A 13,153-nucleotide genomic window follows, 5' to 3' on the forward strand; every position below is an offset into this window, starting at 1 on the left:
CAAGTATATAATTAATATTTAAAAAGTTAAAAGGTTCATTATTTTTCTTAATTCATTCGCACTAGAGGCACATGAATATCTGATCCATAGCACATATTTAATATTGTTACCTCCCTCCTTATGTTTACATGTATGATTTTACGGGACAATTAAAAAATCAAACAACTGTAGAACAAACAGTTTCAGATATAGAAACAAAACCTCAAACAGTTGAAAAAACCAGTGCATACCGATGCACTGGTTAAGTAATTTTATTCTGTTAAGTTTTCTAATTCATGGGTTAGTTGTTTACTAAATTGAATTACTTTTTTTGCTAAAGAACGAATAGAATTTTTTTTAATCTGTTCTACCTCTCCATGAATAGCTATTGAACCAATGACTTCTTCATTTAAGTATACAGGAGCTGCAATACATCTCTTCCCTATGTTTGTCTCTTCATTATCTACTGCATATCCTTGCATTTTTATTACATTTAGGTGAGAGATAAATAACTCTTTATCTACAAATGAATTCTTAGTAAGATTCTCTAAGGACAGACCATTTAATATCTCACGTTGCCGTTGTGGGGACAAGTGGGCCAATATAGATTTTCCAATTGCACTAGAATGTATCGGTGTCCGTTTATCTATAGCTTCAAATAAGGGTTCATTGAAAGGTGATTTAATAACATTTTTTATAACAAGCTCATATTGATCGAGTATACCTATATATACAGTTTCACCAGTACCACGAGCTAAGTGGTATGGAGTAACAAGTGATATCCATTGAATTCCTTTATAAATATTGATTCGTTTATCATTGAAAATTTTCGGGTTTAAATGAAAATATTTATCATATTTCAGCACATATTCCATTTTCTCTAAGGTATATAGCATTCTATAAGCTGAGGATTTATTAAGTGATAATTCATCCATGACCTCGTTCATTGTTAACGAATGCTTATTTCTTAATAAATCAAGTATTAGTAATCCCTTTTTTAAAGTTGTTAGTTCATACGATTCCATATAAGTAACTTAACTCCTTTAAGTAATGGTCTAGCTAAAATTAGCTAGATATCTTATTATTTTTAAGTTTAGAAAGAGATTGAGTCCATACCTCAGGCTGAGCTCTTACTTTCACTCTCGGAATAACTTTCGGATAACCAAGGTGTAATACACCTACAATCATTTGATTATAAGGCACGCACATCTCCTTCTGAAATTCTTTATCAAAATTATAAGAATTAGTTCGCCAACTAACTCCAATTCCTTCTGTCCATGCAGCTAATTGAAGATTTTGTATAAAAGCGCAAGTAGCCGCCTTCGATTCAAATTGTTTTTTTGCATCTCCATCTAATACGGATGTAATAATAAGGTGTATAGGTGTATCTAAAAAATATGCCTTGTAAGATTCTACAAGCTGCTCATATTTTTCTTTTGTAAACCCATCTAACGTTCCTAACCTTTCAAAGCTAGATAATACTGCCGATAGCATATGCATTTTCTCTTCAGTAGAGGTAATTGTTATTACTCTCCAAGGTTCATCTTTGCTATGAAATGGTGCATAAGATGCTGTTTCTAATAAGCTAGCTAGTTTATCCATAGCAATTGGGTCTTTCTTTAAATTTCTTACTGTTCTTCTCTCTTTTATTATATTATCAATTGACATATGTTCTCACCCTTTTTAAATAACTTAAATAAAATATATCGATATTGATAATCATTTTCAAGTAGATGTTTGTTATTTTGATTGCAAAAAGCAAATTTGCATATTAAGTCGTTATTTTTGCGCAGTTTTCAAAAAAACTGAAGCTTAGAATTGTCCTATAATCATTTTATTCTCAAATAATTTATAAAAAGTAGGAATAAAGAACAGTCTTGATAATAATTAAAACTTATTTGAATAGGAGTGAGATATAAAGCGAATAAATTATATGCAGTATTATGAAAGGCTACATGTAAAATGACACAAGAAGATTATTTATTCTATCTAAGAAAAAAGGATTGTACTATTACATCCCAGAGAAAAATTTTAATAAATTACTTTTATAATAACCGAGAAAAAGCAGTCTCAGCCAAAAAGATAATAAGTGACTTAAAAAAGACAAATAAAAAAATCAGCTTTGATACTATTTATAAGAATTTAAATTTGTTTGTAAATATTCAAATATTAGAATGTGAAAACATTGAAGGTGAAAAACATTTTAATTTAGGCAATCCCACCTTTAAAGGTTGAGAAAATGAGCAATTAATTCTTTTTTATCTACTAAACATGTATATTAAGGGAAAAAAATTTAGTAAACATAAAATTATATGAAACACTGAGGTAAATTAATGAAATCTAATTTCGATCGACTTATTTTAGAGAAAAAATTACGTAATGATTATAAAAAGCAAATTCTATCGAAATTAGAAGAGATATTAAAAAGGAAGATAGAGAAGTATTATCAGAATTGCTAAAAGAGCTAAAAAACATCTAATTGATGTTTTTTAGCTCTTTTTTTGTGCTTACTCTATACAACTTAAGTCTAATTATTAATCAGGGATTTACTCTATGGTATTTTATATCCTTTTTATTCGTTACTATTATTTACATATTGACAGTTAATATTGGCGTTCTACATCCTTCTTTTTTAATAAAAAGGTTGCTCCAAATATTAGGAGTGCTAATATGACTGTTCCAATAAAAATATAATGAGTTCCACTTTCAATTGCTTTTACTTGATTACTTGCTCCAACAGTAGAATAGGAAAAGATAGCTCCAAATATCGATACACCGATAGCTTGGCTCAGAGTGTTAATAAAAGCATTTAATCCCATTGCACTGCCTAACTCATTATTTGATATGTTTGACTGAATGTACACAATAATTAAAGGAACAATTAATCCCATACCTAAACCTAAAAGCCCTGTATAAATATAAATCAACATTTCTGATGTGTTATGAGAAACTGTAGATAATAAAAAAGTTGCTACTAATAAGATAATACTACCTATTCTAATAATTTTATTAGATGTAAGCTTTCCAGCAATAATTCCAACGATAAATGAACCACTAGTCCATAAAACTAGTAAGGGCGTTAACAATAATCCTGATTGAGAAGCGCTATTTCCTAAAATAGTTTGACTCCAAGTAGGTATATACGTTGTAATACCAATTAAAATAGCTCCACTAAATAAAGTGATAACGTTAATCATTAATAATCCAGGATCCTTAAATAAATTTAAAGGAATAAGGGGTTCTTGAGTCTTTCTTTCGACGTATATAAATACAAATAATGAAATGGCTGCGATAATAAATAAAATCATAATTTTTAAGCTAGACCAGCCTAATTTACTGCCTTCTAACAAAGCGAATATTAAAGATATTGTACCAATTGAAAAAATAGTTGCTCCTATATAATCAACTTTATGTTTTACTCCTGGTATCTGCTCTTTAAAATTAACGATAATTAGAATGCTTGCAATTAAACCGATAGGAACAGTAATCAAAAATACGTAATGCCATGATAAATTATCAACTATAATACCGCCAGCTAAAGGTCCTAATACACCAGCAATTCCGTATATAGCACTTTCCCACCCTTGAGCTTTTGATCGTTCTTTTTCATCGATATAGATAAGTCCAAGAATGGTACGACATAAGGGAAAAACCGAACCCCCTCCTAACCCTTGAACTGCCCTAGCAATTATAAGTTGATTCATAGAAGTTGCAAATCCACAAGCTAGAGATCCAATCAAAAAAAGAATCATCCCTATAATAAAAATCTTTTTAATGCCAAATATATCGGCTAATTTCCCAAATATGGGCGCTGATACAGCACTTGCTAATAAATAAATAGAAAATATCCAGCTTATCATATCCAGGTTTGAAAGATCTTTAGCGATACTAGGTGCTGCTGTACTCACAATTGTGCTTTCCATTGCAGCTAGTATCGTTGCTACTAATACCCCTGTTAGTATAATTCTTCTTTTCATTATTTTCGCTTCCCCTTTCTTAGATTTCTGATTTATATTTCCTCATTTTTCTCATTAATCTGTTCAGTTACCACTTTGAAAAGTTCATTCACTTTCTTAATGGATTCAACCATCACTTGATATTTCTCGCTATCTTCAACTTGTAGCATGTCAGCTATACGGCGTTTATAATCTAAAAAATATTTATCTAATACTTTGAATCCTTCATTTGTTAATTGCACCAAAATTACTCTTTTATCGCTTTTCAAAGAGGTTTTCTTTACTAATCCTAATTTTTCAAGTTCCTTGATTAGATTAGTTATATTAGGTAAAGTAATTAGCATTTCTTTAGAAACGTCTGAAATTCGAACCTCTTTTCCTAGATTGTTGATTGCATATAATACATGCAAGTGACTACTTTTAATATTGGCAGGAAATGTAGGGTATATTCTCGTAGCATCTTTAGCCAAATATAATGCATCTAATATTTCTTCTAATAATTGATCTTTATCCATTAACAATCACCTCTAGTGAAAATTTAATTAGCTTAGCATCATCCATTAACAATAAATCATTATACAATATAATTATGTTATATAATTATGCTACATAACTATTTTAGCGAATTATATTTACTTGTCAAATAAATTGATAGTGATACTTTAACTTCCTTAGTGAAATTTAATAACCTAAAGTTTCCATTAATAAAGAAAACCCCTAAAAAATTCGGGCTAATCATTACTTTAAAGACATTTAAGTTTTTGTATTTCGTTCAATAGCCGATCTAATATCATACTCATTCTAATAGCATTTTTACTAGTAATTCCTTCTTTAAAAGCTGTAGAAATCATTACTTCACGTATAAACTCCACTTCATTTAGTATATCCTGTTTTTCTTCACATTTATTATTAGTATTCAAGATTAAACTCCTTAGTTTAAAAATTCACTAAAAACACATAATAATGATGGTTAATAAACTTAATAAAAGCTACAATTTTATTTGTAGCTTTTATTAAATCGTAAGCACGTATATAAGGACATCAAAGTCATCCCAATTCCAAGAATACAGACACCTCTCCAGCCAAATAAGCTCCAAGCTGAAGATCCCAATAACGACCCAATCGCACCACCTCCAAAATTACATACCATATATATTGTATTTAACCTGCTTCCTTCATTGGGATTTAAAGCCTGAATTCTTGTTTGATTTGAAACTTGTGCTCCTTGAACACCTAGGTCTAATAAAATTACACCTAAAACAAGTCCAATAATTGACATTCCTAAAAAATAAAAACACACGTACGAGAAAATCCCAATAATGATACATGTTATCACTAATAGTTTGGGGCTACTTTTATCACTAAGACGACCAATCAATGGTGCACCTAATGCACCTATTATTCCTATGAGACCAAATAAGCCAGCTTGGCCACTATTCATATAATATGGAGATCCTTCTAGTAAAAATGTTAAAGTAGTCCAAAAAACACCAAATGCTCCAAACATCAGTGCAGCTATAATAGACGCTTCTTTCAAAGTAGAGTACTTTTTAGAAATGGTTATAATCGATCTTAAAACTTCTTTATAAGTTAGGTTTACAGTAGGTTTAATATTAGGTAATTTAAAGTATAGTATACAAGCTAATAAACACATTAAAAATGAAGCAAATACAAACATATATCTCCAACCCACTAATTCTCCAACATATCCAGCAACTGTTCTAGCAAGTAAGATCCCAACTAATAGACCACTTACAATAGTTCCTACAACCTTCCCCCGTTCCTCTGGTATAGTTAATTCTGCTGCAAAGGGTATAATGATTTGAGGTACAACAGATGTAAGCCCTACAGCTAAGCTAGCGATATATATCCATACCAAGGACTGAGCTGACGCAAGCCCTAGTAATGAAATAGCCACTAATATTAATAAAGATACAATGAGTTTTTTCTTTTCTTTAATATCGCCTAATGGGACAAAGAAAAATAAGCCTAATGCATAACCTAATTGTGTAAAAGTAGGCAATAAACCTATAGACTGTGACGTTTCATGGAAACTTTTAGATATAGTAGCTAATAACGCTTGATTATAATAAATATTCGCAACTGATACTCCTCCAGAAATAGCTAATAAAAATATAAGTCCTTTAGTTAAAGAAGTATCTTTTAAAAGACGTTCCGTCTCCATTGTTATAATAACCTCCCAAAAATAAACTGATCGTATAGACCAGTTTAATAAAAATCTTTTTTTAGTTTCTACAATTTATTATCTCTTTACATGTATAACTGCGTAACCCTCCTCTTCAATAGTATTAATAATTTTATTCAAAGTAATAACATCCGGGTTATATGTTATCTTAACTTTCTTATGTTTTAAAAAAATATCACTTGAAATAACCCCTTTTAAAGTAAGCATTTTTTCTCTAATAAATGATACGCTGTAATGCTTAGACATACCAAGTATGTCTAGTTGAACTTGTAACATAATTAATTCCGCCTTAACATTTATTTTTGTTAATTCCTATTCTTTTAGATGAGAATTATTTTTATTGACTTATACTTTAATTAATATATTATAAATTTATTAATTCAGTTCATACTTGGAAAATATGCCGAGTTTTTTTGCAAATATACTAAAAGGGAGTTATTGGAGGAAAAGAATGATGCGTTTTAAGAAAGAATCTTATCTAGAAAGTTCACAATTTCCATTTAGTATTAAGCCACACAAGCTTAAACCTAATGAAATTTTCAACTTACACTCTCATGAGTTTATAGAATTAGTTTATGTAAAAGAAGGAAGTGGTACACACACTTATAATCAGAGTTCTTATTCTATATCTCAAGGAGATGTATTCATAATAGAGCCAGAGGTAGAACATAGCTATCATGTGGATATGCACCATCATCTACTTGTTTACAATATAATGTTTCAACCACAGCTTTTAAGTAGAGAATTAGAGGCACTTACAAACGTTACTCCATTCGTAGATTTCTTTTACATGGAACCTTTTTTTCGTAAAACTGTTGATTTTAAATCAAAATTAACACTAGATATTCATCAACAAATGGAATTCAATTTTTTGTTAGACCGTATCCTTGAAGAATATAGAAGGAAACAGTTAGGTTATCGATTCTTAATCCAGACAAAGTTAATAGAAATGTTTATATACTTAAGCCGGTGCTACGATAATATTTATAAAAAACCAGTGACTTATTCCCTTTCTGATGCGGAATTAATTGATCAGGTAGCAAAGTTTATTGAGAAACATCATGCGAGTGCGCTTAGCTTAAAACAAGTTAGTCAATTGTGTGGTATGAGTCAATCCAGCTTTACAGCGAAATTCAAAGAATATACCGGAATAACCTTTATTCAATACCGTAACAATGTCCGTTTACGGATAGCCAAAGAACTTCTTAGTAATACAGACCTTAAAGTTATCAGTATTGCACAAGAAGTTGGATTTGACGATGTTAGTAATTTTAATAAAATGTTCAAACAAATCGTAGGTAAATCTCCAAAACAATTTAGGAGGGAGAGTAGTATTTAATAATATAATTCTCTTCCTTTTACTGTCATTTTAAAATGATTAATAGCTTTTAAAAAATCTTCATTATTAAAATCTGGAAATAATACATCTGTAAAATAAAGCTGAGTATAGGCAGATTGCCATAGCAAGAAATTACTTAACCTTTGCTCTCCACCTGTACGAATAATAAGGTCTGGACGAGGAAGGAGATTTGTATATAAATACGTCTCTAGACATCTTTCATCTACCTTGTCTTTACTTAACTCTCCTTTTTGTATATCTTCAACTATTCTTTTAGTAGCTTGGATAATTTCCTCTCTCCCTCCATAATTAAAAGCAAAGTTAATGATTATCCCAGTATTGTCTTTAGTTTCTCTCATAGCCTGGACTAAGGTTTTTTTTGTTTCCAAAGGTAATTCATCAATATTACCAGAAACTCTAACTCTTATATTTTTGCTCATGAATTCAGATATTTTTTCTCTGAAAAATATAGTTGGTAGTTCCATGAGATATTCTACTTCCTTCTTAGACCTTTTCCAGTTTTGAGAGGAAAAGGTATAAAAAGTTATTACATCAATGCCTAAATTTATACCTGTATTAATTACCATTTCCAATGTTTTTATCCCTTCAAAATGTCCGTGACTACGAGAGAGTCCTTTCTTTTTTCCCCACCTTCCATTCCCATCCATTATCAATCCAATATGTTTTGGAAGCATTTTATACACTCCTATTCATGATGAATAAAATATTTTCGATTTATAAGATCCAGTTTTAATTTGTTATATAGTTTATAAATCTTTTTTAATCCTGGTGAATTTATTCCAATAGTAAAAACAGGTTTATATAAACCTGTTTTTACTGACTACTTTTAATTTTGAAAGTTTTTTTACTAAGCTTATTATCTATTAATAAGAAAAGCTCACTACCTGTTGCAACACCCTTTAATTGGGTAATAATCTGTCTAAGAGATTCCTCATGCTCTAATTGTTCATCAACAAACCATTGAAGAAAGCTCAATGTGGAGTAATCACCCAATTCCACTGCCAAAAGGAGTAATGAATAAATGTTATCTGTAATGCCCTTTTCGTGTTCTAAAGAGTATTGAATGACTTCCAACGAACTTTGAAAGTTACAATATGGTTTTTCTGTTTCACTAATTAATGGATTTCCGCCTTTTGAAACTAAATAATGATAAAACTTCATTGCGTGAAATCTTTCTTTCTCAGCTTGAACTAAATAGAAATTAGCAAAACCATGGAACCCCCTAACAGAAAAATAAGCTCCCATAGCCGTATATGCCTGAGATGATTGAAACTCATAATTTAGTTGATTATTAAGCCCTTTATTTAAGTGTTCTGGTAACATCACTAGACCCTCCATCAAACTTTTTATTTAGATTTTTATTAAGGAGGCCAATAAGTTCCTTACAAAAACAAAACAGTAATAATATAATTGTAAATGAAGACCTTATTCCGAACTGCGCAATTTTGCCAAGTAACTATGTAATTCTTCTCCTTATCTATCTATCAGCTTTTTACCCGAAGTGTTGTATGTAAACGAGACTGTTTCCAAGTACTTAATTATGATACCTGCTGGCTTATGGCTTCTCCGATCAAAGAATAGATGGTGGTTTAACATAATTTCTGTTTTTTTAGGACTTATAATTTCATTAATTGCATTTGAATTCATTTAAAGCATACTATAAAAGCTATCTCACTCTATGAGATAGCTTTTTACTTTTAGCTGCTGATAAAAGGATATATCTAAAGGTGTAGAAGGGAGTAAATAAATGAAAATTTTTTTTAGAATTCCTTTGAAAGTAGCAGTATCCTCTGTAGCTGCTACTGTTATTTTGTACGGAGTAATAATTGGAGGCCCTCTGTCACGAGCTTTCACAGCAAGCACGTTTGGTTCATTGATACAAATTACTGTACCTATTTTAATTTTCATTACAATTTTAGGATTTATTTACTCTTTCTTCATCAAAGGAAACCAAAAATTCATCTTTTTATTGTTTCATTTTATTTCTATTTGCATCATTTCACTTGGTATATATGTTTCTATAGCTCTTCGAGATTTTGCCCCTTGAGAATGAATTACAAAAAAGAAACCTTTGCTCATATTAGGCAGAGGTTTTTTAAATTTATCGGAATACGAGGGAATATGCTATTAGTCTGTCCGGATTTGTAGATCCACATACATATATCTTTGAAAACAAATATTGTCATTAACTATATTCATAGAATATAACCTTGTCTCTGTTTCAGTGTTTGTTAAGTAAACACTAAATTATTTTATTTATTATTATGGTTTTACTATTTACACTTAGTGACGACAAATAAGACCTTTTTCTACAAGGTGTGTAATAGATAAAGCATTTATAACAAAAGTATTTTATTGTTTACTTAACATTATAGAGCTTCCATATGTTTTTCTCTTGATAATCTATATACTTACTCCATCATTCTCCTCGGCTAATATAATTCTCAAATATAGCATTTCTGACTATAATATAACCATTACATCCATCTATAGTCTGGTTTGCAATGTACTTTGTGTCAAAAAGGAAATGCGACCAATTCATCACTTGTAAATTCGCAACTGGATATTTCTTTCTTTTTTACTTGTCTACATGATTCAGTTACATAATATGACTTACCCGACTTAACCAAGTTTGTATATTATATACGTCTTCATTTATTGCAATATATAAATTAAAATAAACATTCCAACAAACAAGTTGTAACGGCTAACGCTAAATCTAAAACGAGAGATATAATAAAGTAAAGAGTCTATGTATGTAGGAGGAATATTGATGATACACCAAAACAACAGGCCGAACTTTAAGGTTTCACACGTTCTCCGGCTTATCTTAAATACAGCATTGATTTTACTAGCTGTTACTTTATCCGTTTTGCTTGGTAAGGAAATTTTCCATTTTATTCATTTTTCTATTTTTAATCGAGGAATTGAGACTCACTACAAAATTCTTGAAAGTATCTTAGTTTTCTTTTTGTACTTTGAATTCATTGCAATGATCGTAAAATATTTTCAGGAGAATTATCACTTTCCTCTACGCTACTTTCTTTATATTGGTATTACTGCATTGATACGTCTGGTTATTGTAGAGCATGATAACCCAGTTAATACACTTTTGCACACTTGCGCTATTCTTGTGTTAACTATCAGTTACTCCATTATAAAGTTTTCGTCGAAACAAAAGGAGAAACTATAATTACGCTTTGTTAAAAACAGGATATCTTTTCGTTATGCATTTTTGTCCAGAATACCAGTACGAAGACTTCCAAGGAGACAGCCTCGAAAATTTCAAGGGGGTCTGTCTATACGCTATACATTCATATACATAAATTACTTCCGAAAAATCACATTATGTAAATAAAATGCAGCTTACCTAAAAAAGCTCACCTTTTTAGGTAAGCTTTGAAAGGGGAATATCTATGAAAAAATGCTTTACAGCATGATTAGCAATTAATTTATCATTTAATAGTGAAAAAAAGATGAAAATTAACCACACTAAAAGGACATATCATAAGATATACCCTTCTAAGTTTTTTACTCTGTAAAAATGCATAATCATGGTTTGATTTACACTTGGACCAATAAAACTAGCTTTACCAGCATGTTCTCTTGTTATCATGACCTTTCACTTGAAAACTAAATATTTAGCCCTCTTTTTATCCATACTACTTTTGTTTTTTTCTTTAAAAGAGGGATTTTATTTCTAAATTTTCTTTTAAGTACCTCTACACTTGAACTGTACAATATGTTATCTTTTAAATGATTATTTCTATCTTGATTTTTTAGCGTATATGCTGGATTAAACGATAATGTCATTTTATAAAGCATCTTATCTTGTTTCTCTATAATTGCTTGATAGGTCCCTTGATAATGACCCAAATGATTATAATCTCTAATTTTCCCCATCCATATATTCAATTTAATCACCAATTAACTAATAAGTTAGAAATTCAAGTTTCATTTAGAGTAATGTTACCAAAATTCAGCGAAATTTTCTTATAACCTTAGTTTCCAATTTTTTTAATGATTTTCGCTGGATTCCCTCCCACCACTACATTGTTAGGTATGTCTTTAGTCACTACTGAACCAGATGCAATAATAACATTGTCTCCTATCGTCACTCCCGGATTTATCACTGAATTTCCACCAATCCATGCATTGTCTCCAAAAATAATTGGTTTTGCGTATTCCTTTCCTGAATTCCGTTCATTTGGATCAATTGGATGAGTTGCTGTATAGATATGTACACCCGGACCAAGTAAACAATTATCTCCAAATCTCACTTCACAAATGTCTAGGATGACACAATCAAAGTTTGCAAAAAAGTTTTCGCCAACAAATATGTTATAGCCATAGTCAACTCTAATATTTGGTTCAACATATACGTTTTCCCCAGTAGAACCGAATAAACCTTTTAATAATTTAATACGCTTATTACCTTCACTCTCTAAAGTTTCATTATATATTCTAACCTGCCTTCTAGCATGTTCTCGATCCTTTCTTAATTGTGGGTCTGCAGGATTATACATTTCTCCACCTAACATCTTTTCTTTTTCAGTCCTCATTATTTAAACCCTTTCTTTTAACCCCTACTTATATTGTGAATTCCAAACTAATTCCCAATTATAAATACATATTTTCTTAAACTAATCTGCCTCTTTGAGTAGCAATAAAATTCATTATATGTTGTTTTCCAGGTGCTGCGTGGATCGCTCCTTTTACTGAAGCAGTAAGTGCCCCACTTGCATTAGCAAAGGTAAGCAATTGTTGATGGTGTTCACTCACTTTTTGACATAGATTGTCGCTCGATATATCAATTGAAAGCAATTCAGATAAAAAACCACCTATAAATGCATCACCTGCTCCGGTTGTATCTGAGACAGTTATCTTAAATCCTTTATCCTCAAATTGTTCTCCAGTTTTCAAATAAATAATGGCTCCATCTTTTCCTTTTGTATAAACTACTACTTTTACATTGCCAACAAAAAGGGAGTTAATGGCTTCTCTTTCTTCCCTAATATTAGTTATAAAAAATAGTTCTTCATCCGATACTTTCACGATATCTGCTAAAGGTAAAAAGTCTAGAATTGTTTGGCGACAGCTTTCTTTATCAGGCCATAAGGGAAGACGAACATTGGGATCAAAACTGACAATCCCCCCTATTTTTTGAAAACTATCTATTACTTTTACATGAGTTTGTTTCATTGGACTTTCGACTAAATCTACAGAACAAAAATGAAGAAGGTCTCCCTTATCAAACCACTCTACTTTCACTTCGTTTGGTAAAAGTAATAAGTCAGCTGAATTCTTTCTATAAAAGCTGAAGTCCCTATCTCCCACTTTATCTACAGATACGAATGCCAAACCGGTCTCTCCTTCATTACATCGGATAATGTAGGAAGTGTCTACCCCATTTCCTTCAAGCACATCTACTAAATAATCACCAAAACTATCATTAGCTATTTTGGTTAGCATAACAGAATTTCCGCCGTATTTTGCAATCGCAATTGCAACGTTCATAGGAGCTCCCCCAGCCACACGTTCAAAACTAGTAACTTCTTTTAAAGATTTTTCTTTTTGAACAGGAATAAAATCAATTAATGTTTCACCAATACAAAAAACTCTTTTCAACATCCTCACCCCAGAACAATGAAC

General features: G+C 30.7%; 16 protein-coding genes. 4 read left to right on the plus strand and 12 right to left on the minus strand.

Going from position 1 to position 13,153, the window contains the following annotated elements; translation table 11 throughout:
• Window positions 1–251: 251 nt before the first annotated feature.
• Together MMB69_RS15605 and MMB69_RS15610 are read right to left on the minus strand one after the other, a co-directional pair.
• Entirely contained in the window at window positions 252–1,004 is a 753-nt protein-coding gene (locus MMB69_RS15605) for an IclR family transcriptional regulator (protein ID WP_221782557.1), read from the minus strand.
• Between the two features lie 40 nt (window positions 1,005–1,044).
• Entirely contained in the window at window positions 1,045–1,647 is a 603-nt protein-coding gene (locus MMB69_RS15610; RefSeq protein WP_221782555.1) for a nitroreductase family protein, read from the minus strand.
• A 294-nt stretch (window positions 1,648–1,941) separates the two neighbouring features.
• Between MMB69_RS15610 and MMB69_RS15615 the strand changes: the two genes are divergently transcribed.
• The gene (locus MMB69_RS15615; protein WP_221782553.1) at window positions 1,942–2,214 is read left to right on the plus strand and encodes a transcriptional repressor; all 273 of its coding nucleotides are present in this window, start codon (window positions 1,942–1,944) and stop codon (window positions 2,212–2,214) included.
• Between the two features lie 368 nt (window positions 2,215–2,582).
• Here the strand turns inward: MMB69_RS15615 and MMB69_RS15620 are convergent, their stop codons facing one another.
• From MMB69_RS15620 to MMB69_RS15640, 5 genes are all read right to left on the minus strand, one after another.
• A complete protein-coding gene (locus tag MMB69_RS15620; RefSeq protein WP_221782551.1) occupies window positions 2,583–3,956 on the minus strand; it encodes an MFS transporter in 1,374 nt (457 codons plus the stop codon).
• A gap of 32 nt (window positions 3,957–3,988) precedes the next feature.
• A complete protein-coding gene (locus MMB69_RS15625) occupies window positions 3,989–4,450 on the minus strand; it encodes a MarR family winged helix-turn-helix transcriptional regulator (RefSeq protein WP_171779296.1) in 462 nt (153 codons plus the stop codon).
• Between the two features lie 228 nt (window positions 4,451–4,678).
• Entirely contained in the window at window positions 4,679–4,855 is a 177-nt protein-coding gene (locus tag MMB69_RS15630) for an aspartyl-phosphate phosphatase Spo0E family protein (protein WP_243495836.1), read from the minus strand.
• Window positions 4,856–4,932: 77 nt separating this feature from the next.
• Window positions 4,933–6,120 carry an MFS transporter gene (locus tag MMB69_RS15635; RefSeq protein WP_171779377.1) on the minus strand — a complete coding sequence of 396 codons (1,188 nt, stop codon included), beginning with the start codon at window positions 6,118–6,120 and terminating at the stop codon, window positions 4,933–4,935.
• A gap of 78 nt (window positions 6,121–6,198) precedes the next feature.
• Window positions 6,199–6,417, minus strand: a complete 219-nt coding sequence (locus MMB69_RS15640) for a heavy-metal-associated domain-containing protein (RefSeq protein ID WP_221782549.1) — start codon at window positions 6,415–6,417, stop codon at window positions 6,199–6,201.
• Window positions 6,418–6,592: 175 nt separating this feature from the next.
• Between MMB69_RS15640 and MMB69_RS15645 the strand changes: the two genes are divergently transcribed.
• On the plus strand, window positions 6,593–7,480 hold the full coding sequence (locus MMB69_RS15645) for an AraC family transcriptional regulator (RefSeq protein WP_171779294.1): 888 nt from the start codon (window positions 6,593–6,595) through the stop codon (window positions 7,478–7,480).
• On the opposite strand, the gene uppS is transcribed toward MMB69_RS15645, so the two are convergent.
• Window positions 7,477–8,175, minus strand: coding sequence for a polyprenyl diphosphate synthase (uppS, locus tag MMB69_RS15650; protein WP_221782547.1), 699 nt, complete (start codon window positions 8,173–8,175; stop codon window positions 7,477–7,479). The genes MMB69_RS15645 and uppS overlap by 4 nt on opposite strands.
• A 139-nt stretch (window positions 8,176–8,314) precedes the next feature.
• The gene (locus MMB69_RS15655) at window positions 8,315–8,824 is read right to left on the minus strand and encodes a ferritin (protein ID WP_221782545.1); all 510 of its coding nucleotides are present in this window, start codon (window positions 8,822–8,824) and stop codon (window positions 8,315–8,317) included.
• A gap of 424 nt (window positions 8,825–9,248) precedes the next feature.
• On the opposite strand from MMB69_RS15655, the gene MMB69_RS15660 reads away from it, so the two are divergent.
• Both MMB69_RS15660 and psiE read left to right on the plus strand, forming a co-directional pair.
• A complete protein-coding gene (locus MMB69_RS15660; protein WP_221782543.1) occupies window positions 9,249–9,548 on the plus strand; it encodes a hypothetical protein in 300 nt (99 codons plus the stop codon).
• Between the two features lie 726 nt (window positions 9,549–10,274).
• A complete protein-coding gene (gene psiE, locus MMB69_RS15665) occupies window positions 10,275–10,694 on the plus strand; it encodes a phosphate-starvation-inducible protein PsiE (RefSeq protein ID WP_221782541.1) in 420 nt (139 codons plus the stop codon).
• A gap of 440 nt (window positions 10,695–11,134) precedes the next feature.
• On the opposite strand, the gene MMB69_RS15670 is transcribed toward psiE, so the two are convergent.
• The 3 genes from MMB69_RS15670 to MMB69_RS15680 all read right to left on the minus strand — a co-directional run bounded on the left by MMB69_RS15670 (window position 11,135) and on the right by MMB69_RS15680 (window position 13,129).
• Window positions 11,135–11,416, minus strand: a complete 282-nt coding sequence (locus tag MMB69_RS15670) for a hypothetical protein (RefSeq protein WP_146274342.1) — start codon at window positions 11,414–11,416, stop codon at window positions 11,135–11,137.
• 86 nt (window positions 11,417–11,502) lie between these two features.
• Window positions 11,503–12,063, minus strand: coding sequence for a maltose acetyltransferase domain-containing protein (locus tag MMB69_RS15675; RefSeq protein ID WP_221782539.1), 561 nt, complete (start codon window positions 12,061–12,063; stop codon window positions 11,503–11,505).
• A gap of 76 nt (window positions 12,064–12,139) precedes the next feature.
• On the minus strand, window positions 12,140–13,129 hold the full coding sequence (locus tag MMB69_RS15680) for a carbohydrate kinase family protein (RefSeq protein ID WP_221783410.1): 990 nt from the start codon (window positions 13,127–13,129) through the stop codon (window positions 12,140–12,142).
• Window positions 13,130–13,153 lie beyond the last annotated feature (24 nt).

It is taken from the genome of Priestia sp. P5 (assembly GCF_029522155.1).
Lineage (GTDB): Bacteria > Bacillota > Bacilli > Bacillales > Bacillaceae_H > Priestia > Priestia megaterium_E.